The 19,446-nt window shown below is 42.0% G+C and carries 13 protein-coding genes and 1 pseudogene; 4 read left to right on the top strand and 10 right to left on the bottom strand.

Translation table 11 applies throughout. The features are described from left to right. Positions 1-106, bottom strand: a 106-nt coding sequence (locus FC98_RS14320; protein ID WP_156637283.1) for a helix-turn-helix domain-containing protein, incomplete at its 3' end; no start/stop codon positions are given. A gap of 176 nt (positions 107-282) precedes the next feature. Next, complete coding sequence (locus FC98_RS09795) at positions 283-795, bottom strand: RNA 2'-phosphotransferase (RefSeq protein WP_008855722.1); 513 nt, start codon at positions 793-795, stop codon at positions 283-285. A 385-nt stretch (positions 796-1,180) separates the two neighbouring features. Here FC98_RS09795 and FC98_RS09790 point away from each other — a divergent pair, with 385 nt between their 5' ends. Beyond that, positions 1,181-1,819 (top strand): histidine phosphatase family protein, encoded by a 639-nt coding sequence (locus tag FC98_RS09790; RefSeq protein ID WP_082602862.1) that lies wholly within the window; start codon positions 1,181-1,183, stop codon positions 1,817-1,819. 77 nt (positions 1,820-1,896) lie between these two features. Beyond that, positions 1,897-2,766 (top strand): helix-turn-helix domain-containing protein, encoded by an 870-nt coding sequence (locus FC98_RS09785; RefSeq protein WP_056949503.1) that lies wholly within the window; start codon positions 1,897-1,899, stop codon positions 2,764-2,766. Positions 2,767-2,866: 100 nt separating this feature from the next. Here FC98_RS09785 and arfA read toward each other — a convergent pair. The 4 genes and pseudogenes from arfA to lepB all read right to left on the bottom strand — a co-directional run bounded on the left by arfA (position 2,867) and on the right by lepB (position 9,790). Next, positions 2,867-4,369 (bottom strand): annotated as a pseudogene (gene arfA / locus FC98_RS09780) (arabinosylfuranosidase ArfA). A gap of 15 nt (positions 4,370-4,384) precedes the next feature. Beyond that, positions 4,385-5,755 carry an MFS transporter gene (locus tag FC98_RS09775; protein ID WP_056949502.1) on the bottom strand — a complete coding sequence of 457 codons (1,371 nt, stop codon included), beginning with the start codon at positions 5,753-5,755 and terminating at the stop codon, positions 4,385-4,387. Between the two features lie 236 nt (positions 5,756-5,991). Then, positions 5,992-8,358, bottom strand: a complete 2,367-nt coding sequence (locus FC98_RS09770) for a hypothetical protein (RefSeq protein ID WP_056949501.1) — start codon at positions 8,356-8,358, stop codon at positions 5,992-5,994. Positions 8,359-9,202: 844 nt separating this feature from the next. Further along, positions 9,203-9,790: a signal peptidase I gene (gene lepB, locus FC98_RS09765; protein ID WP_008855711.1), complete on the bottom strand. Its 588-nt coding sequence runs from the start codon at positions 9,788-9,790 to the stop codon at positions 9,203-9,205. Positions 9,791-10,095: 305 nt separating this feature from the next. Here lepB and FC98_RS09760 point away from each other — a divergent pair, with 305 nt between their 5' ends. Further along, positions 10,096-11,301, top strand: coding sequence for a multidrug effflux MFS transporter (locus FC98_RS09760; RefSeq protein ID WP_054655709.1), 1,206 nt, complete (start codon positions 10,096-10,098; stop codon positions 11,299-11,301). A gap of 311 nt (positions 11,302-11,612) precedes the next feature. Here the strand turns inward: FC98_RS09760 and FC98_RS09755 are convergent, their stop codons facing one another. The 4 genes from FC98_RS09755 to jag form a co-directional block, all read right to left on the bottom strand. After that, positions 11,613-12,362 carry an SDR family NAD(P)-dependent oxidoreductase gene (locus FC98_RS09755; RefSeq protein WP_008855707.1) on the bottom strand — a complete coding sequence of 250 codons (750 nt, stop codon included), beginning with the start codon at positions 12,360-12,362 and terminating at the stop codon, positions 11,613-11,615. 556 nt (positions 12,363-12,918) lie between these two features. Next, positions 12,919-14,868: a tRNA uridine-5-carboxymethylaminomethyl(34) synthesis enzyme MnmG gene (mnmG, locus tag FC98_RS09750; RefSeq protein ID WP_156637281.1), complete on the bottom strand. Its 1,950-nt coding sequence runs from the start codon at positions 14,866-14,868 to the stop codon at positions 12,919-12,921. A 17-nt stretch (positions 14,869-14,885) separates the two neighbouring features. Beyond that, complete coding sequence (mnmE, locus tag FC98_RS09745) at positions 14,886-16,280, bottom strand: tRNA uridine-5-carboxymethylaminomethyl(34) synthesis GTPase MnmE (protein ID WP_008857223.1); 1,395 nt, start codon at positions 16,278-16,280, stop codon at positions 14,886-14,888. A gap of 596 nt (positions 16,281-16,876) precedes the next feature. Then, positions 16,877-17,587, bottom strand: coding sequence for an RNA-binding cell elongation regulator Jag/EloR (jag, locus tag FC98_RS09740; RefSeq protein ID WP_008857213.1), 711 nt, complete (start codon positions 17,585-17,587; stop codon positions 16,877-16,879). Positions 17,588-17,822: 235 nt separating this feature from the next. Between jag and FC98_RS09735 the strand changes: the two genes are divergently transcribed. Continuing rightward, positions 17,823-18,785, top strand: coding sequence for a cation diffusion facilitator family transporter (locus FC98_RS09735; protein WP_054655705.1), 963 nt, complete (start codon positions 17,823-17,825; stop codon positions 18,783-18,785). Positions 18,786-19,446 lie beyond the last annotated feature (661 nt).

Here is a 19,446-nt window from a genome sequence, read left to right as displayed (position 1 = left end):
TTAACATTTGGTTCCAGACAAACCGATTATAACCAAAATTCAGCTTAATCTTGAGCTGTTGGGCCTGATTCGGATAGATTCTTAACTTCACCCCGGCCAAAACCATTTGGATCCCCCCTGATATTCAGATTCGATAATCATATTATATCATGGCGTTAACAATTTTTAGAAACTGAAGGCGGCCAAAATGGGGGAGTCGGATCCATCCCAACAATCACGGATTCATTTTTCAAAAACCAAGCAACAGCTCCAGTATGCCAAAGTCGTTGATTCATCTCGGCATTAAAATACCGGGTTTTCCCAACATCTATTGTGATAAAACAACCCACCATCATTGGCAGCTTCCATTGCCGCCACTTCAAAAATAACTGGTGATGGATCCCGGCGTTTACCCACTTGGACAGCCATCTGTTGATTAGCGGAAAGATGGACAAAATCACGGTCCATTTTTTTCAGCCCCTCATCCACAATAAACTTGGCCGCCGCATGGGTCGTGCCGTGATATAAAAATTTCGGTGGCATCTTCGGCGCTGTTAGCGGCTTGACAGGGACACTATGCCCATATAGTGCCCTAATTGTACCACCTTCAATGGCATAACGTTGCTTGTCACTTTGAGCCATAATTTCTTTAATTAAAGCTTCACTAATCGGCGTGCCATAGTGATGATTGAAATGGCTAATAAATGATTTTAAGTCCACCCGGCCATATGGATCCAAAGAGAGCCCAATCTTCTCAGGGTGATGGCGTAAGGTGTATGAAATTCGTTTACTAATTCTAGTTAACTGATGATCCATGCGGACTGGCCCTCTATCTCAAATTATAATAGCAATCCCATTATAGGCTGCAACATGCGTATAACCAACCCCCCTATCCATTACCAAAAAATACCACTAAACGCAAAATAAGGCTGAGACAAAATTTCCGTTTTGTCTCAGCCTTATCAACTTCGCATATCATATATTGAGGGGTAATTCTATGTTGAGGGGTTAGTAAAACTTGGGTTAAATTCGCTACTAGAGGGGGGTAGTGAATTTATTAATCAATATGGCTGTTCGTCATATTTGATTGTCTATAGATTACCGTCCCTACCTTAAATGGACCTTAAAATTCAAAAGTTTTTGCGGTGTTCTATTGTGATAAAATCAATGTAAAGCTTGTTTTGAAAGGACGAATCATCAAATGAAAACCATTTATTTCGTTAGACATGGACAGACCCTCTTAAACCAGTTTCATCGGATGCAGGGATGGGTGGATTCGCCCTTAACTAAAAAGGGGGAATCCCAGGCAAAGGCAACCGGTGAACGCCTTGCCGACGTAACCTTCAGCCTTGCCATTAGCTCCGATATGATGCGGGCAATTCACACCCTGGATATCATTCTAGCCCAAAATAAGCATGCTGATACCATCAAACGGGAAGTTCACCAAGACGTCCGCGAGATTTACTTTGGCTCTTTTGAGGGAATTGATAGCGTCCAAACCTGGAACATGATTAGTCGTCCTCTCGGTTACCTTACCCAAGAAGCTTTAATCAACCAGTATGGTCTCTTGAAGGTCCGCGATTTTATGCACGATGCGGATCCCTTTCACGAAGCAGAAACAGCCGATCATACTGAAATCCGAATCAAAAATGCCGTCAGCAAAATTACGAATGAACTGCAGGATGGCGAAAATGCGCTTGTTGTTTCCCACGGAACGTTGTTACGAAACCTCGCAACCATTTATTCAGCAGATGGAACGATTGCTAAACAACCTCAGAACGGCAGTGTCACTATTTTGGATGTTACTAGTGCGCCAAAAGTCATCCCAAGCGGTCAATAAAGCGCTTTCCAACCACCCTAAAAAAGGGCTATACTTTAGATACTGTAATCCGCTATTTCAGAAAAGGGGTGCCTCGCTTGGAAGACCATTACATATCAATTTCGTGCCTACCATTACCAACATTTATTCAAGGCGGTTACGCGATTTTTGAACCGGGTGAAAACCATCCGAATAGAAATGACCTTCAGTATTTCCTTCTCATCTTTATTGTGAAAGGACAGTTATTTATTTCAGAGGATGGCGAAAACTATACCATTAATGCCAACGAAATGTTTATCCTCCTGCCCCGTCATCACCACTATTCATGGAAGCCGACTGAAACCCAAACCGAGTACTACTGGGTTCATTTTTCCATCACGGGAAAGTGGGTACAAGCTAAGGAACCCGTCAAAGTTGGCTCAGAAATTGATATTCCTACTCTGCACTATTTCACTCCCACGGTCACCATGTATTTAAAAAAGAAACGGTCCTTTACCAATAAAGAGAATCTATTCTCCTTAATAAACCGAATCTTTAAAAATAGTGCCTACCAAAACAACGTTGGCTTCTGGCAAGCCCAACAACTATTTATTGATTTACTACAAATGATCCAACTGCCTAATCTAGGCGAATCACCAGCGACAGTACTAGCTGAACAAATCCAACGGTACCTCCGTGATCATTTTGATGAAAAAATTACCAATGAATCACTTGGCCAAGTATTTCACGTCCATCCCAATTCAATTGCTTCCAGTATGAAAAAGACCTTTGGTATCACGCCAAATAACTTTCTCCAGCGTTATCGATTAGAAGAAGCGGTAAAACGATTACTGACAACCAGAAAGCCAATTAGCACAATCGCATTGGAAGTTGGTTATAGTAATATTTATTATTTTTCTAATGCATTCAAACGAACCTATAACCTATCACCAGCAGAATACCGGAAGAAGTATACGAATGATGATTAGTGACACAGAAATGTCATGATATCCTATAATTTAATTATAGTGATTTCCTACTATGACAAATAATCGCACGCAAAAATAATCGAAATGTAATTAATTAGATTTAATGGTTAACCCTAACCCGAATCATATTCCACGACAACGGCTGTAAGGTTGCTGTGATCTGGTTATCGTCAATTGATGCCGTCAATGGTTGCAATCTCATTTGACCATCTCGGTTATCCTGTTTAGGATCATAACCATAAAATTGGGTCGCTTCAATGACCTCCGTAGCGTTTAATTCCTTTAATACGGTATTAAACGTTAGGCTATCCTTTTGATTTTTATTCTCCGCAAAAATGGTCAATTCATCAGTTTTCTGATCATAGGTTGCAATGCTATCCAGATAAGGAACTTCTGGAAACTCCCGGGACCGGTACGTTTCAACGGCCACGTTGGGTGCCAGCGCAACGCCCTTTCCAAAATTAGATACCTGCATAAATGGATAGAAGATCGACTGATACCAAACACCCTGGTCGTCCGTCATAATCGGGGCAATCACATTAACTAACTGAGCCAAGCAGGCAATTTTGACCCGGTCACTATTCTTCAACAATGTAATGAGCAGGCTACCAACCAATAATGCATCCTCAAAGTTATAAATATCCTCTAGCAGATGTGGTGCTTTCTGCCATGGTTTGACCTTGGTATCAGCGTCATTGGAATGGTACCAAACATTCCACTCATCAAAAGATAAATTAATTGTTTTATCGGTTCGTTTCTTGGCCTTAACTGCATCACAAATGGCTACCACGCCCTTGATAAACTGATCTAGGTCAACGTTTTTACCGAGATAATTATCCAATTCTTTTGGATCGTCATCGTTGTAGTAACCATAGTATCGATGCAAGGAGAGGTAATCAACATTGTCGTAGCACTGATCAAGAACGGTTGCTTCCCAATCACCAAAGGTTGGGTTATCCATTGATGAACTCCCACAGGCGACCAACTCAATTGAGTCATCTACTGCTCTCATTGCCTTAGCAGCTTCGTTAGCTAGGTGACCATACTCATAAGCTGTCTTTTGACCAATTTCCCAGGGGCCATCCATTTCATTACCTAGACACCACGTCTTGATATTGTAAGGCTTTTCTTGACCATTTTGCCGCCGTAAGTCACTCCAATAGGATCCTTTTTCAAAGTTACAGTATTCTACTAAGTTAGCTGCGGCCATAATCCCTCGGGTTCCTAAGTTAACCGCCATGTTAGCTTTTGTACCAACTTGCTTGGTCCAGTTCATAAATTCATGAAGACCAAACTCATTGGTTTCAATCGACCGCCAAGCCAAATCAAGCCTGGTTGGCCGCTTTTCCTTTGGCCCAATACCATCTTCTCATTTATATTGAGAAACAAAATTGCCCCCAGGATATCTCACAATTGGGACATTTAATTTTTTAATTGCATCAATCACATCTTGTCGAAGGCCATCCTTATCAGCGGTCACCTGACCTGGCTGATAAATACCGTTGTAAACGGCCCGGCCAAGCTGTTCAATAAACGAGCCATAAATTCTTTCATCAATCCTTGAAATTTGGTTATTTGGATCAATCGTTAACGTTCCCTTCATAATTTCCTCCTGTTATTATCCTTCATTGAGTTCACCACGTCGTTCAATTAAGGTTGTTCGAATCGTTTTCTCTTTCCGTTCAAATCGAACATAGAGCAAAATCAGTAACCCTCCGATGATAAAGAAGATAGCGGGTAACCATGAAATACTAAACTTGATTGCGGAAAGAACGCCAGCATTTTGAACAGCACCAGCTTTGTATCCCGCGTGTGCAAGCACCATTGAAGGCGCCCAGCCACCAAGACCAGAACCCATCTTAATCGCAAACGAACTTCCAATAGCGGTTAAGAAGCCACTAGCCCGGATCCCATTTCGCCATTCACCATAATCAACAGTATCCGCAAGCATTGCAAATGGTAATGTAACCGAGATTCCCGTTCCAACTGAGGCAAGTGCCCAAGCAAGCGATAAGCCAATAAACGAATTGCCGGTAAACGAAATTAAGATCTGACCAAAGGCAGCTAAGAACATCCCCGCCATCAAAATATAGGATTTTCGGAACTTCTTAACCAGGAACGGAATGGCAACCATCCCAATAATCTGGAACATTACGAGTGCATTTAGAATTGAGGCAAAATCTTTGTGTCCTAAGTTATATTGCGTGTAATAAACCACCACTGATGTTCGCGAAGCATTTCCTAACCAGTAGAAAATAAAGACAATTACTAAGATAAACCACGGCCAATTAGCTTTAGCAGCTTTGATAGACTTGAGAATTGAAATTCCTTTTTTAGGTTTGTTGATTTCACGAGTATCGAGAAAGGCAAACATCAAGAGCGCAAATCCGATCACAGCTAAGATCAACGCTGTGTTTCGCCAACCAGACTGGGGATTACTGCCAAAGAAGGCAGCGAAGCTCAAAGTAAACGTTGCGGTGATAAAGTAGCCAATCATCCCACCAATACTTCGGGTACTATTCAAGCGAATTCGTTCATTTGAGTCATTACTTAAATTAGGTAAGATCGACGTAATTGGGGTTCCAATTCCGGTGTATGAAATCCCAAATAATAGATAGGTTACTAATGCCCACCAGAACTTTCCAGATGTACTTAGATCTGGTGACCAAAACATCAGAATAAAGAAGATTGCAAACGGAAATGCCATCCATAACCAGTACGGGCGGCTTTGACCCCACTTGGTATGGGTATGATCAATGATGAATCCCCAAATTGGGGCATCAAAAGCATCTAATATCCGGGCTGCTAGTAAAATTGTTCCTGCAGCAGCGACTGAGATACCAAAAACATCTGTGTAGTAGTACAGGATAAACGTTGATACCGTGGTATAAAGCAGGTTACCAGCTGTATCTGTACTGGCATACGCCAACATTCGATGAAACGGGATTTTTGCTTTACTATTAATTGCGCTACCTAACGAACTTTTCATGATGAAACCTCCTAAAAATAAGTGAGCGGAGCCAGGCGGTTAGAAACTGGAACATAAGTCTCCTCTGACAGAAATCCCTGGTTTTGGGGATTTTTGGCAGAGGTGCTTATGTGGAAGTTTCTGCCTGGCGCAGCTGTCCTAAAATAAGTGAACGATGCACAACGTTTCTCCATAAATATAAATTCCCGGGCTTAGAATTTGTGTTTATGGTGCGGTTATTGATTTGCAAAGCTTTCCTAATTTTGAAACTTACGACTTCCAGCATCAAAGGTAACTTGTTTGGCATCGGATTTAAATTTTTCGTTTGTATTCAAGTTAACGTATTGATGGATATAGGGTGCAAAACTTTGAACTTGGTATTGATTACCGTCAGCTTTTTGAACCGTTCCATTAATTGCTTGATATTGGCCTTTATGATCAACGTATAGATAAGTTGTCTGGCCGAACCCGTTCAGATAAGCGACAAGCTCCTCACCCATATCCCAATCGTCTTCACCGGTATAACCATCCGGAAATAATCGGCTAAAAATACCGCCATCAGCAGCAAAAATGGACTGTCCAAACCGGTTTCGAGATAAGTCTGGTCGATTTAAGTTAGGACCAGCAATGCTATAGGTTGAAGCCGCCTCGCCTGGTTTTAGCATTCTATCAGTTGTTGAAGCGTTTGAATCATACATGTATAAAACAGCGTTGGTAGCCCGATAGCCAGCAGCCACCAGTTCAATATCCTGCAAACTCTCGCCGGTAATTTGAGCTGCCGCAGCAGTTACGCCACCCCACAAAGAATGAATCATGTAGGAGAGCGCTTCCCACCAACGATCAGGGCTCTGGGCTCTAAAGTCATTGCTAAAGCCAATATTCGCCTTTAATAATTCACCATACTTCTTAGCAGCAGCCACGTTCCCGGTTAATGCGAGTGCACCAGCAGCTGGTCCAAAGCCAGCGTTATCAAAGAAGTGCTCAGTCATAGCAGCAGCTAGTGTGTCACTGTTAGCAGTAACCCGACTCGTCGTTGCCTGCCAAGAGTTTGAAATCTCTTGATACTCTTTTGTAAGGTCTGCCTTTTTAACATCCTGTAATAAGTCTTCAATATATAAGAAATAGATTCCCAGCATTTGAGCTTCTTCCTTGCCTCGTTGATTATCATGAAGATCTGGATTAACCCGAACGTCAAACACCTGTGCTGCCCAATTGAGGTAATCCTTTGGGGAATGAAGTTTTAGGTATTTCGCAGGAACTTTTGATAATAGGTAGAATAAGTGAGCAATGTATTCTAAATCCATTACCCGATAAAAATCACCATACAGCTTGCGTGGCCGTTTAAAATCACCGGCCACAAACCACTTTGGCCGAACATACTTCACAGCACTTTCTTCGACTTGGGCAATCTTGTGTGCCAGGTCGTTCACTTGATTATCAAGTAAACACTCCTGAATAATAAAAGTCATCTTCCCAAGTGACTCCCCTTGATTAGAAACTGGTCCAAAGCTATATGGAACCTTACCAGTGCTACCAGCATAGGAATGGCTTGAAAGATAATCGACTCGGTTTCGTAATAACTGATTGATAGAACTCATGACGTTAAACACGCCCATATCAACAGTCCCGTCAGTAAATTTTAGAATAGCCTCGTGCTCACCGACGCTAGTGGGATTGTATATTAATTCATTATCATGAAATTGACTGGTAACATCATCTTCAATCAATTTAGAATTCTGCTTATGTTTAATCAAAATCTGTTTAATTGTTTGGTTAGCCGCAAGAGAAATTTTGAATTTTTGGGACTGTCCTTCTTGCACAAGCGGCTCAAAACTAAATCGGGGATGGCCAAACGATTTGGCAACCTGATAGAAATCTTGTTGATCACCAAACGGCTGTAAGGCAAATTCCCAGGTGAGCGTCTGTTGTGGCTTCATTTGGACCGCATTTTGAGGATAAATCCAGTCGTTATGGGGCCGCTTATCAGAATCGTAGCCACCGGCAAGAATAATTTCATGAAATAACATCCCATCTAATGACGGGGAAACGTTTTCAAAAAACCGGTTAGTATATTCATTGAAGGTTCCAACTGACAAAACGTTGCCACTAAGCTGATATAGCCCCATATTTGGTTTGGTATTATCCCGGCGAACCGCTGCGAGTTTAGTATAATTTTTGGAAATTGATGGAAAAACAGCAGTTGATTGATTAGCATTTCGATGAACATCCTTATCCCTAAACATTACGTAGGCTAAACTTACCCACAAACCAAGGTTATCAATTGTAACCTCTTTGGAATCATGATTAGTTACCGTGAATCGCCACCGAAGCGATTGGTCAATCAGTTCAAAATGTTGAACAAGCTTAAGCTGACCAAGTTGGTAAGTAATTTCGCTGGCCAAGTCACTGGTGACAACTTTCGGTGACTGATCAACACTGCGATATGCTTTACCGTTTATCGTAATATTAAATTCACCAAAGAGTTTATCTAAATCATGGTATTCTAATGACTTGAGATACGTTGGATCAATCACCCAGTTCATCTTTGATGGGTCATTGTTAATCCGAAAAGCTGTAATTGCCCCTCTTTCATTTTGAGAAATTGTCATAAAATCAGACTTCATTCATAAAACCTCCTATATGCGCACTAATTTAGAAATGTCCTTTAAGTATCTGTAACCGCTTACGTATATAAGGATACTGAGATTACTTAATTATTAAAATGGCAGATAGATCAGAGTTGTTACATAATTTAAACAAGTTAATTTATGTTTTTGCTAATAAAATTTATAAAAAATAAGCCAACTTGTAAGGAAGAAATCCTAAGTTGACTTATTGATAGTAAAGAATTCAATTGTGAAGGTCATTTGATTGGCATGATCGTTTTTAAAAGTTAATTGTTTATTTATAATTAATCACAATGGAGCGAGCAAAGTAGACGCTTGTACCGAAGTGCGATATGACCAAATTTCTCTGGTTATATAGATTGGAACCACTCCGCAAAGCAGGGATCGGAGCACAAGTAGCCTAAAAATTCTCAACGCCAAAAGATCAACCATTCTTGGCAACATTGTGAAAACGTGCTCAGACGAGCAACAATCGGAGTGTAATCACCTCCAGCAAAAATTCCAAACCCAGGAATTTCTGCTGGAGGAGACTTACACTCCGATTGTTAACCGCTCGTTTTCGCACTCTGACCAAACTTCTCTGGCTATACAGATTAGGACCGCTCCGCAAAGCAGAAACCTGCACCTAAGCCTCCTTCACCAAAAATCCAAGCCCAGGATTTCTGGCGAAGGAAACTTAGGCTCCGGTTTCTAATCGCTTGGTTCCGCTCACTTTTCTAGGACCGCTACGCAAAGCAGGAATCTGCGCATAAGCACCCCAGCCAAAAATCCCCAAGCCCAGGGATTTCTGGCTGGGGAGACTTATGCTCCGATCCCTAACCGCTTTGCTCCGCTCACTTTTCTAATACCCCAACCGGTTCACATTGGTTCGTTTTGTCTTATTGGTTTCCCAGAAGTAGGTCTTGGCAACTCCAATAATCTTCTTTTTTGGAACAAATCCCCAATAACGGCCATCATTTGAGACGCTTCGGTGATCTCCCAAGACGAAGTATTCACCCTTTGGAACCTTGGTAGCATGGGTATTTTTGGGCCAACTCTTTGATAATGACTTAATATCCCAATTCCCAGTTCCGGCTGTCCGTTCATTCATACTAATGAAGTTCTGCGGAACCACCTTACCGTTGACGTAAATATTACCGTCTTTACTTGATACGGTGTCACCAGGCAAACCGATTACCCGCTTAACATAATCGGTCTTGGGCTTCGTTGCCGTCGGATCTTCTCCATGAGCGTCAAAAACAATTACGCTAAGATGTTTAATCTTGGCTTGCTTCCAGACGATCAATCGTTCATTATTAATAAGGTTAGGTTCCATCGATGGCCCATCCACGCGGGCCATCGTGAAAACAAATTTTTCGACGATAAAGGCAATTGCCAATCCGACAAGAATTGGAACCACCCAGCTCGCAATTTCTCTGATTACTTTCATTACAATGCTCCTTTAAGGACTACAATAATTTACAAATTTTTACTAGAATGCAGTCGCCATTAATTTTAGCATACTTTCCCATCATGACAACATTTTAAGGAATAATTAACCGATTGGTAATCAGATTTTAAAGCAGCTAATTACTTTTACACTATGTTAAATACAAAGACAGTTGCTCCAGGCAGAAACCTGCGCGTAAGCACTTATCGAATAAATTCCAAACCCGGGAACTTACTCGATAAGAGACTTACACTCCGATTTCTAACCGCTTGGATCCGCTCACTACTTTATTAAGAGGTAAACTTATGAAAACTAGTTTCAATTTAGGTAAACGTATCTGGTTAGTATTCATATTAGGAACAATTAGTGCAACCGGGCCGCTGTCAATTGATCTTTACTTGCCGGCGCTACCCGAAATGACCCGAGACCTAGGAACATCAGCATCCTTGATTCAAATGAGCTTAAGCGCCTGCCTACTTGGTTTAGCACTGGGCCAGCTAATCTCCGGGCCACTAAGTGATAAGTATGGCAGAAAACGGCCACTAATGGTTGGTTTCTCAATTTTCGGCCTGGTTTCCATCCTAATTGCCCTGACAAATTCCGTTTATCTATTAATTTTGCTTCGATTTATTCAAGGCCTTGCTGGGGCCAGTGGTCAAGTACTGTCCCGAGCAATTGCTTCAGATATGTTCTCCGGCTCCTTATTGACCAAATTTTATTCAATGCTATCGGCAGTTAACGGTATTTTCCCGGTAATCTCACCAGTAATTGGTGGCTTCATGATTCAATACGTTAGCTGGAAAGGTATCTTTATTTTACTTGCCATCATTGGTTTTGTATTGGTTATCGCGCTCCTATTTGGCGTAGGTGAAACTCTGCCGGTCGAGAAACGAACTAGCGGCCATCCCCTCGAATCAGTGAGAGAAATGTTTGGCTTTCTTAAAAACGCTAAGTTTGTTCGTTTAATTTTAGCAACCGGCTTAGTTTCTGGTGGCCTGTTTAGTTACATATCAGCCTCGTCATTTGTTTTTCAGAATTTCTTTCACATGTCAGTTCAAAATTTCAGTTTTCTCTATGCATTAAATGGCATTGGAATCGCAATCGGCTCAATTATTCCGGGTGGTCTGGCAGCCCGTTTCTCGGAAGTTAGTCAAGCTAAATTTGTACTGTCGTCAACGGTACTCACAACCATTCTGCTAACGTTGAGTGCACTATTTTTCAACAACTTGCCCCTAGTTATTATTCTCGTTTTCCTAACAGTGACCCAATTTGGAGTACTATTTACCCTCACGACATCGATTATTATGAACCTCTCGCTACGAAACAACGGTGGCTTATCAGCATTACTCGGCCTATCGCAAAACGCAATCGGTGGCATAATGTCACCATTAGTCGGCGTCATGGGCAGTAACACTTATCTACCAATGGCCCTCTCAATTATGGGATGCATGCTGCTCAGTATGATATTGTTCTTTTCGATTCATGGTAAATTGGGTCGGGGTAACTTGTAAAAATTGAGCAGTTGTCATTTACTTCCACAACAGCAAAATTAAGGCCACCGTTCTTATTTCGAACGATGGCCTTTTGTTATTTGACAAAAATAATGGCCCAGTGAAAAGGCGCACTACATCACGCGGAAATGGGCTAAGCTTTCTTTTGATATACAGAAGTTCTTTAGTGATTGTTTTTCATTGGATAGATTAGGACCGCTCCGCAAAAGCAGGGATCTGCACATAAGCACCCCACCCAAAAATCCCCAAAGCCCAGGGATTTCTGGGTGGGGAGACTTATGCTCCGATCCCTAACCGCTTTGCTACGCTCACTATACTTTTACATCCGGATATCCCGTAATTTCCCAGCCACCATCGACAACCAACGTCGTACCATTGATATAACTTGCTTCATCACTAGTTAAAAAAATAGCTGGGCCAGCAATTTCTTCCGGGTCTGCCGGTCGCTTTACTGAAAGTCGCTTTTGCTCTGCCAGTGGGCGGCCAGTACTCGTTTTGACTACAGATTTTTTCCTAACAATCCCCGGAATGATCGTATTGACCTGAATATTGTCTTCTTCAAGTTCGAGCGCTGCGCTTTTGGTAAATAGACTAATTGCTGATTTGATGGCTGAATAATCTTTTGGATCATACGATTGAACGTGAGCGGCTAGCGACGAAATATTGACAATCTGGCCACTCTGCTGTCGTTTCATTTGGCGGCCAACGTACTTAACGAACGAAAAAACGCCACTCAATACTAAATTAATCATATAATTCCAATCAGCCAATCGCCTTTTAACAATCAAACCAAATTGCGAATCAGCCGCAATCTGAAAAGAATAGTTAATTTGACCATAACTATCAACAACATATTCCACAAAATTCTTGACTGCTGCTTCATTAGTTGCATCCACATATTGTCCATCAAAGAGTTTATAATCATGACTGACTTCCCCTAAGGCATCTTTATTGTCTCCGGCAGCAACAACCTGGATTCCCCGATCCATTAATTTCTTTGAAATTGCCAAGCCAATCCCATCAGCGGCATTTGTCACAACTGCAATTTTGTTACTCATCATATCTTTCCCCTTAAAAACAAGTGAGCGAAGCAAAGCGCTTAGAAGCTGGAGCCTAAGTTATCTTGGCCGGAAATCCTGGGCTTGGATTTCTGGTCGAGATGGCTTAGGTGCAAGCTTCTGCTTTGCGTAGGCTCTTTCCATAAATTAACGATGCCTTGATCAACAGAGTAGTAAAAAGAACAACCGGTTTGATATATTCTTGATCAGCGGTTTGAAAAGCAAGCAATTATTATTGAGTGAAGCATCAATAATCGCTGAATCATGGAAAGAGCCTTTGCGTAGCTGTCCTATAAACAAGTGAGCGGAGCAAAGCGGTTAGGGATCGGAGTGTAAGTCTCCTCTAACAGAAATCCCTGGTTTTGGGATTTTTGTTAGAGGTGCTTACGCGCAGATCCCTGCTTTGCGTAGCTGTCCTAAAATAATACATATCATAATTCGCATCTGTATCATAACTCATAGGTAATTATTAATGGGGATTTTTGCCTCGCTATTTTAAAAGAACATCAAAAAAGGCGGCAAGACAATCTCTGTCCACCACCTTAGCAAAACAAACGCACTATTGGGCTAATTTAGTTATTTTTCCTTGTTGAATATACACACTCAATATCGCAATGTCAGCAGGATTAACCCCACTAATTCGCGACGCTTGGGCAATTGTTTCTGGATGAATTTTCTGTAGCTTTTGACGAGCTTCAGTCGCGATTCCATCGATCGCATCATAATCAATTCGGTCAGGAATTTTTTTAGCTTCCATCTTTTTCATCTTGGCAACGCTCTGTTCAGCCTTTTTAATATAACCCGCATACTTGGTCTGAATTTCAACCTGTTCAATCACGTGGCGATCTAATTGTTGATCCGACGCCGGGATGAACCGCATTAAGGTCTGATAATCTACGTAAGGCCGTCGCAAGAAAATGGCCGCAATAACCCCATCTTGTAATGGTTTATCACCGTGCTCTTGAACAAAGGCGTTAACTTCATCAGAAGGCTTAATCCGAATGTTGCTTAAGCGGTCCAATTCTGCGTCAATCGCCCGCTTCTTAGCCAAGAATTTTTGATACCGGGCATCAGAAATCAACCCAATTTCATGGCCCTTCTCAGTTAAGCGCATGTCAGCATTATCCGTTCGTAGTAACAACCGGTACTCTGCCCGGCTGGTCAATAATCGATAGGGTTCTTTGGTTCCCTTAGTGACCAAATCATCAATCATAACGCCGATATAAGCTTCGTTACGCTTCAACACAAACGGTCCCTTTCCAAGTGCCCGCCGACCGGCATTAATCCCAGCAATCAAGCCTTGACCAGCCGCCTCTTCGTAACCAGAAGTCCCGTTAGTTTGACCAGCCGTAAATAGGTTTTGAACCACTTTTGTTTCCAAAGTTGGCTTTAGTTGATATGGCGCAACCACGTCGTATTCAATCGCATAACCTGGCCGCATCATTTGTGCATTTTCCAAACCGGCAATTGTATGGATCATACTTTGTTGAACTTCTTCTGGCATTGAAGTTGATAAGCCATCGACATACCACTCCTCTGTCTGACGTCCCTCTGGCTCTAAGAAGAGTTGGTGGCGGCTCTTATCCGCAAACCGAACAATTTTATCTTCAATGGATGGGCAATAGCGCGGGCCAACCCCTTCAATAACCCCAGTAAACATGGGTGCCCGGTCTAAATTATCACGAATAATTTTATGAGTTGTTTCATTTGTGTAAGTTAACCAGCAAGACAGCTGGTCCTTGACCGCTAAATAATCAGCATCATCCGACTCAAAACTAAAATGATGTGGATTTTCGTCTCCGGGCTGCTCTTCGGTTTTTGAATAATCAATTGTGGTACCGTCAACCCGTGGTGGGGTTCCCGTTTTGAATCGTTCCAGATCAAATCCCAACTCCTCAAGGTTACCAGATAGCTTTTCGGCTGGCTGTGAATTGTTAGGACCAGATGCATACATCAACTCGCCAATAATGATCTTACCGCGAGCAGCCGTTCCAGCAGCGATGACAACTGCTTTAGCTTGGTACTGGGCGCCTGTGTTCGTCACCACACCCTTGCAAATGCCGTCCTCAACAATCAGGGAATCAACAATCCCTTGGCGCAACGTTAAGTTTGGTTCTTTTTCAATCGTATGTTTCATCTCAGCGTGATAGGCATGCTTATCTGCTTGGGCTCTTAGCGCTTGAACCGCTGGCCCTTTTCCAGTATTGAGCATTCTCATTTGAATGTAGGTCTTATCAATGTTTCGGCCCATTTCGCCACCTAACGCATCAACTTCTCTGACAACCGTTCCTTTGGCTGGACCACCAACCGATGGATTACATGGCATAAATGCAACCATATCCAAATTAATTGTCAACAGAAGGGTTTTATTTCCCATACGGGCGGCCGCCAAAGCAGCTTCACAGCCAGCATGACCTGCACCAACCACAATAACGTCATAATCTTGTGCGCGATATTTTTGCTTAACATCGCTTACTCGTAAACTTTTCAACAAAATTCCTCCATACATGTTTCACATGAAACACGCTATTTTCCTAGACAGAATTGACTAAATAGTTGATCAATCAGTTCATCTTGGTAACTGTCACCCGTAATTTCGCCGAGAAAATCCCAGCATCGTGTCATATCAATCTGCACTAAATCAACTGGCATCTCAGCATCAAGTCCCTTAATAACATCTTCGAGTGCTGACTTGGCTTGGTTTAATAGCCCAATGTGGCGGGCATTCGTCACCATAATGTCATTTTGACTCGTTTCAATTCCTTCGTTAAAGAACATGTTTGCAATGAGTTCTTCAAGTTGCGACAAACCATTCGCCTTAATTGCAGAGGTCGAAATGATGTTTTTCCCGTTCGTAATTGCTTTAAGTTGTGTCAACTCAATTTTGGTTGGTAAGTCCGTCTTATTTAAAACGATAATTCGCTGTTTGGCTTTTGTTGCTGCCAATAACTTCTTGTCCTCATCAGTAAGGGCTTCGCTTGCATTAAGAACCAGCAGGACTAAATCAGCACTATCAATTGCTTTTCGAGATCGGTCCACACCAATTTTTTCAACTTTATCCTGGGTATCCCGGATACCGGCCGTGTCAACCAGTTTTAGTGGTACCCCGCGAACGTTAACGTATTCTTCCAAGACATCTCGTGTGGTTCCAGGAACGTCGGTAACAATTGCCTTGTCTTCGTGAAGTAAATTATTCAGCAAGCTAGATTTACCAACGTTAGGGCGTCCAATAATCGAAGTGGCTAGCCCTTCGCGGAGAATTTTACCTTGCTTAGCAGTGCTCAATAGCTGGACAATTCGGGCATGGACGTCAGTCGCTTTTTCACGAAGTAGTTTACTCGTCATCGTTTCAACATCGTCGTATTCCGGATAATCAATATTAACCTCAACCTGAGCAAGAACGTCGAGGATATCCTTTCTAAGGTGCTTAATCAGATGGGATAGATTACCATCTAACTGACTGATAGCTGCCTTCATCGATCGGTCAGTCTTAGCTTCAATCAAATCCATAACGGCTTCTGATTGTGATAAATCAATGCGCCCATTTAAAAATGCGCGCTTAGTAAACTCGCCCGGTTCAGCCATTCGTGCGCCAGTACTTAAAACTAGCTGTAAAATTCGGTTAGTTGCAACAATCCCACCATGACAGTTGATTTCTACAATATCTTCCTCAGTGTATGTGTGAGGCGCCCTCATCACGGAAAGCATGACCTCATCAATTTCTTCATTAGTCTCCGGATCGACGATATGACCGTAGTTAATGGTGTTGCTGGCAACTTTATCAAGGTTCTTTCCCCGATAGATTTTTTTCGCAACGTCTAAGGCTTCCTCGCCACTAATACGCACAATCGAAATACCACCTTCACCAGGTGGTGTCGAAATTGCGGCTATTGTGTCAAATTCTGTTGTTGTTAAAACCATGATTAAGCTTCCTTCCGAAATAAAGTGAGCGGAACAAAGCGCTTAGAAACTGGAACATAAGTCTCCTCGGACAGAAATCCCTGGTTTTGAGGGATTTTTGTTCGAGGTGCTTATGTGGAAGTTTCTGCTTTGCGGAGCTGTCCTACTAAATTAAGTGAGCGGAACAAAGCGGTTTACAATCGAGGTGTAAGTCTCCTCCAAGAGAAATTCCTGGGTTTGGAATTTTTCGTTAGAGGTGCTTACGCGCAGATTGTTGCTTTGCGCAGCTGTCCTATAATAAGTGAGCGGAGCAAAGCGGTTAGGAATCGGAGTGTAAGTCTCCTTTACCAGGAATCCCCGGTTCTGGGATTTTTGGTAAAGGTGCTTACGCGCAGATTCCTGCTTTGCGCAGCTGTCCTATAAAACCAACTAATCGTGTGACTATTAAACCACAAAACCATTATTAACGCACAAAAAAAGTGCCACTCCACGCTAAAAAGATCTAGCATGGATAAAGCACTTTGACTGCTTTACCTAGTTAAGATAAGAATGATTAACCTTATAATATTTTAAAGTGAGTACTTTGTCAATTGTAAATCGCGTTAGCACCGATGAATTTACTTTGGTGCAACAACAATTACCCGGTGTGGTTCTTTACCAGTGGAATAGGTAATGACATATTCATTATCCGACAACACGTTATGAATTTGTTTACGTTCAAAGGACGGCATTGGGTTAAGGTAAACTGGTTTTCCGTTCGCAATTGCATTTCGTGCGGTTTTTTCAGCCAGTTGTTTTAAAGCGTCACTTCTTCTAGAACGATAGTTGGCCGTATCTAGTTCGACATCGACATTATTAGCGCCCAACCGGTTAATAAATATTTGAGAAAGGTTCTGCAGTGCGTTAATCGTTCGCCCGTGCCGACCAATTAAGCGGCTCTCCTGATCGGTATCAATATCGATATAAATTGTGTGCTTATTTTTAATATCCAACTTTAATTTAAACGAAAAGCCCATCGCCTTAATGACATCACTTAAGTAGTTAGCGAGCTGTTGCGAAACATCTTCTAAGTCGATCGTTTTTTCGTCACTTGTAGTTGATTCATGGTCTTTATGATTGGTTTCTGATTTTAAATGAACGTTGCTATTATTAGCCTTAGCGAGGTTCTTCTTCGTTATTTCGATTTGAGCTGGTTTGCGACCGAAACCTAAAAATCCCTTTTTGGGTTGTTGAATAACCGTTACTTCAACTTGGTCCTGAGTGAGTGATAATGCAGTAAGTCCTTGTTCTACGGCGTCTTGGATGGTTTTTCCAGAGTAAATTGTCATAATAAACTCCCTTTATTTGAATGGATTTAACTAATTTATATTAGCATAAAAACAATCATTTATAAATGGTTTCCGATAAAAAACGCAAACTAATCGGAAACTTTGAAATAAATGATGACTTTAGAGCCATCATTTAACCAAACCTTTATCAAATCGGTATAATAGACGGTAATAACTTCTATATTTTTATTAGCTTAACAGTGATATAGAAATCTAATAGTTTTCGTTTTAGGAAGTGTCAATTTTGGCAAATATTAATCAGTATGATGCTGGTCGAAACATTCAAATAGACCGTCAGCACCGGCTTAGTAAGCTTCAAGAGGCCCAGAAGATAACGTACGCAAACTTAACGTCCTATGCACTTATCATGACCGCCGAACTAATTGTTGGTTATTGGAACCATATCACCGTCTTGATTGCCGATGGTCTCAATAATTTAACCGGTGTCTGTGGCGCGGCAATTTTAATTATTGGCCTCAGAGTTTCTCGCCGGCCACCAGATTCAAATCATATTTTAGGCCACTGGCAGTATGAAAATATTGCCGCCCTTTTATCAGCCACCATTATGTTCGCAGTTAGTATTCAAATTTTGGTTGATGGTGGTTTTGCAGTTCGTAATTTCTTTGAGGGCCACTTGGTCAATCCGAATATTTGGTCGCTAGGCATTAGTCTTTTGTCAGCGTTCATCATTTCGATTTTAGCAAAGTACAACTCATTAAAGGGAGCGGAATTAAATAACCAAGCCCTTAAAGCATCTGGTCAGGATTTAAAAAGCGATGCGTGGACTAGTTTAGGGACATTCCTGTCAATCGGTGGTGCCTACTTAGGTGCTCACTGGCTTGATGGGGTTGCAACCATTGTCGTTGGTTTCTTAATTTTACACGCCTCAATTTTGATCTTTAAAACAACTATTATGAGACTCACAGAAGGTTTTAACCCTGCCTCAATTGAAAAATATAGTAAGACAATTAGTGAAATCCCCGGGGTCCTCGGTGTTCAAGGGATTGAACCCCGCTGGCTGGGCGATCAAGTGGTAATGAAAATCGGTGTCTACCTAGATGACGACACCAACTTAAAAACCGCCTTCTTAATTGGCGAAAGGGTTGAACATGCTTTAATGACTCAGTACGACATTTTGGATGCAGACGTTATGGCCTATCCGGTAAGTTTGAAGGATAATCCGGTGAACGTAGATTAGTGAGCAAAGCAAAGCGCTTAGAAACTGGAACATAAGTCTCCTCGGACAGAAATCCCTGGTTTTGGGGGATTTTTGTTCGAGGTGCTTATGTGGAAGTTTCTGCTTTGCGGAGCTGTCCTACTAAATAAAGTGAGCGGAGTCAGGCGTTTAGAAACCGGGGTGTAAGTCTCCTATCCCAGAAATCCCCGGGTCTGGGATTTTTGGGATAGGTGCTTACGCGACGGTTTCTGCCTGACGTAGCTGTCCTAAATAAAATGAGCAAAGCGGTCAGAGTGCGGAACCAAGCGTTTAGAAAGCGGAGCCTAAGTTAGGCCGTTCAGAAATCCTGGGTTTGGATTTTTGAACGGCCTAGCTTAGGTGCAGCTTTCTGCTTGGTTCAGCACGTTTTCTCTATGTCGCCAAGAACGATTAATCTTTTGGATTTGGAGATTTTTCCTTAACAGGTGCTTACGCACAGATCCTTACTTGGCGTAACAAGTTTTCACTATTTTGCCAAGAAGTCTAATCTCAACTGGAATACTTATAGGCAGTTGCCTGGAGAAGCTGTCCTAATGACAAATTGCCCAAGTCGCCGCAAACAATCAAAATAGCACTATCTCAATCTAACTATTTTCAAATCAAAAACTCCCCATCCAAGGCTGTTGCCAGCCCTAGACGGGGA

This window comes from Lentilactobacillus kisonensis DSM 19906 = JCM 15041, from assembly GCF_001434135.1.
Classification (GTDB): domain Bacteria; phylum Bacillota; class Bacilli; order Lactobacillales; family Lactobacillaceae; genus Lentilactobacillus; species Lentilactobacillus kisonensis.
This window is presented reverse-complemented; position numbering and strand designations above follow the sequence as displayed.

Excerpts from the sequence above, each read along its gene's own strand:
- FC98_RS09795 (WP_008855722.1), bottom strand. The coding sequence starts at position 795 with ATGGATCATCAGTTAACTAGAATTAGTAAACGAATTTCATACACCTTA.
- FC98_RS09790 (WP_082602862.1), top strand. The coding sequence starts at position 1,181 with ATGAAAACCATTTATTTCGTTAGACATGGACAGACCCTCTTAAACCAG.
- FC98_RS09775 (WP_056949502.1), bottom strand. The coding sequence starts at position 5,755 with ATGAAAAGTTCGTTAGGTAGCGCAATTAATAGTAAAGCAAAAATCCCG.
- FC98_RS09770 (WP_056949501.1), bottom strand. The coding sequence starts at position 8,358 with ATGAAGTCTGATTTTATGACAATTTCTCAAAATGAAAGAGGGGCAATT.
- lepB (WP_008855711.1), bottom strand. The coding sequence starts at position 9,790 with ATGAAAGTAATCAGAGAAATTGCGAGCTGGGTGGTTCCAATTCTTGTC.
- FC98_RS09760 (WP_054655709.1), top strand. The coding sequence starts at position 10,096 with ATGAAAACTAGTTTCAATTTAGGTAAACGTATCTGGTTAGTATTCATA.
- FC98_RS09755 (WP_008855707.1), bottom strand. The coding sequence starts at position 12,362 with ATGATGAGTAACAAAATTGCAGTTGTGACAAATGCCGCTGATGGGATT.
- mnmG (WP_156637281.1), bottom strand. The coding sequence starts at position 14,868 with ATGTATGGAGGAATTTTGTTGAAAAGTTTACGAGTAAGCGATGTTAAG.
- mnmE (WP_008857223.1), bottom strand. The coding sequence starts at position 16,280 with ATGGTTTTAACAACAACAGAATTTGACACAATAGCCGCAATTTCGACA.
- jag (WP_008857213.1), bottom strand. The coding sequence starts at position 17,587 with ATGACAATTTACTCTGGAAAAACCATCCAAGACGCCGTAGAACAAGGA.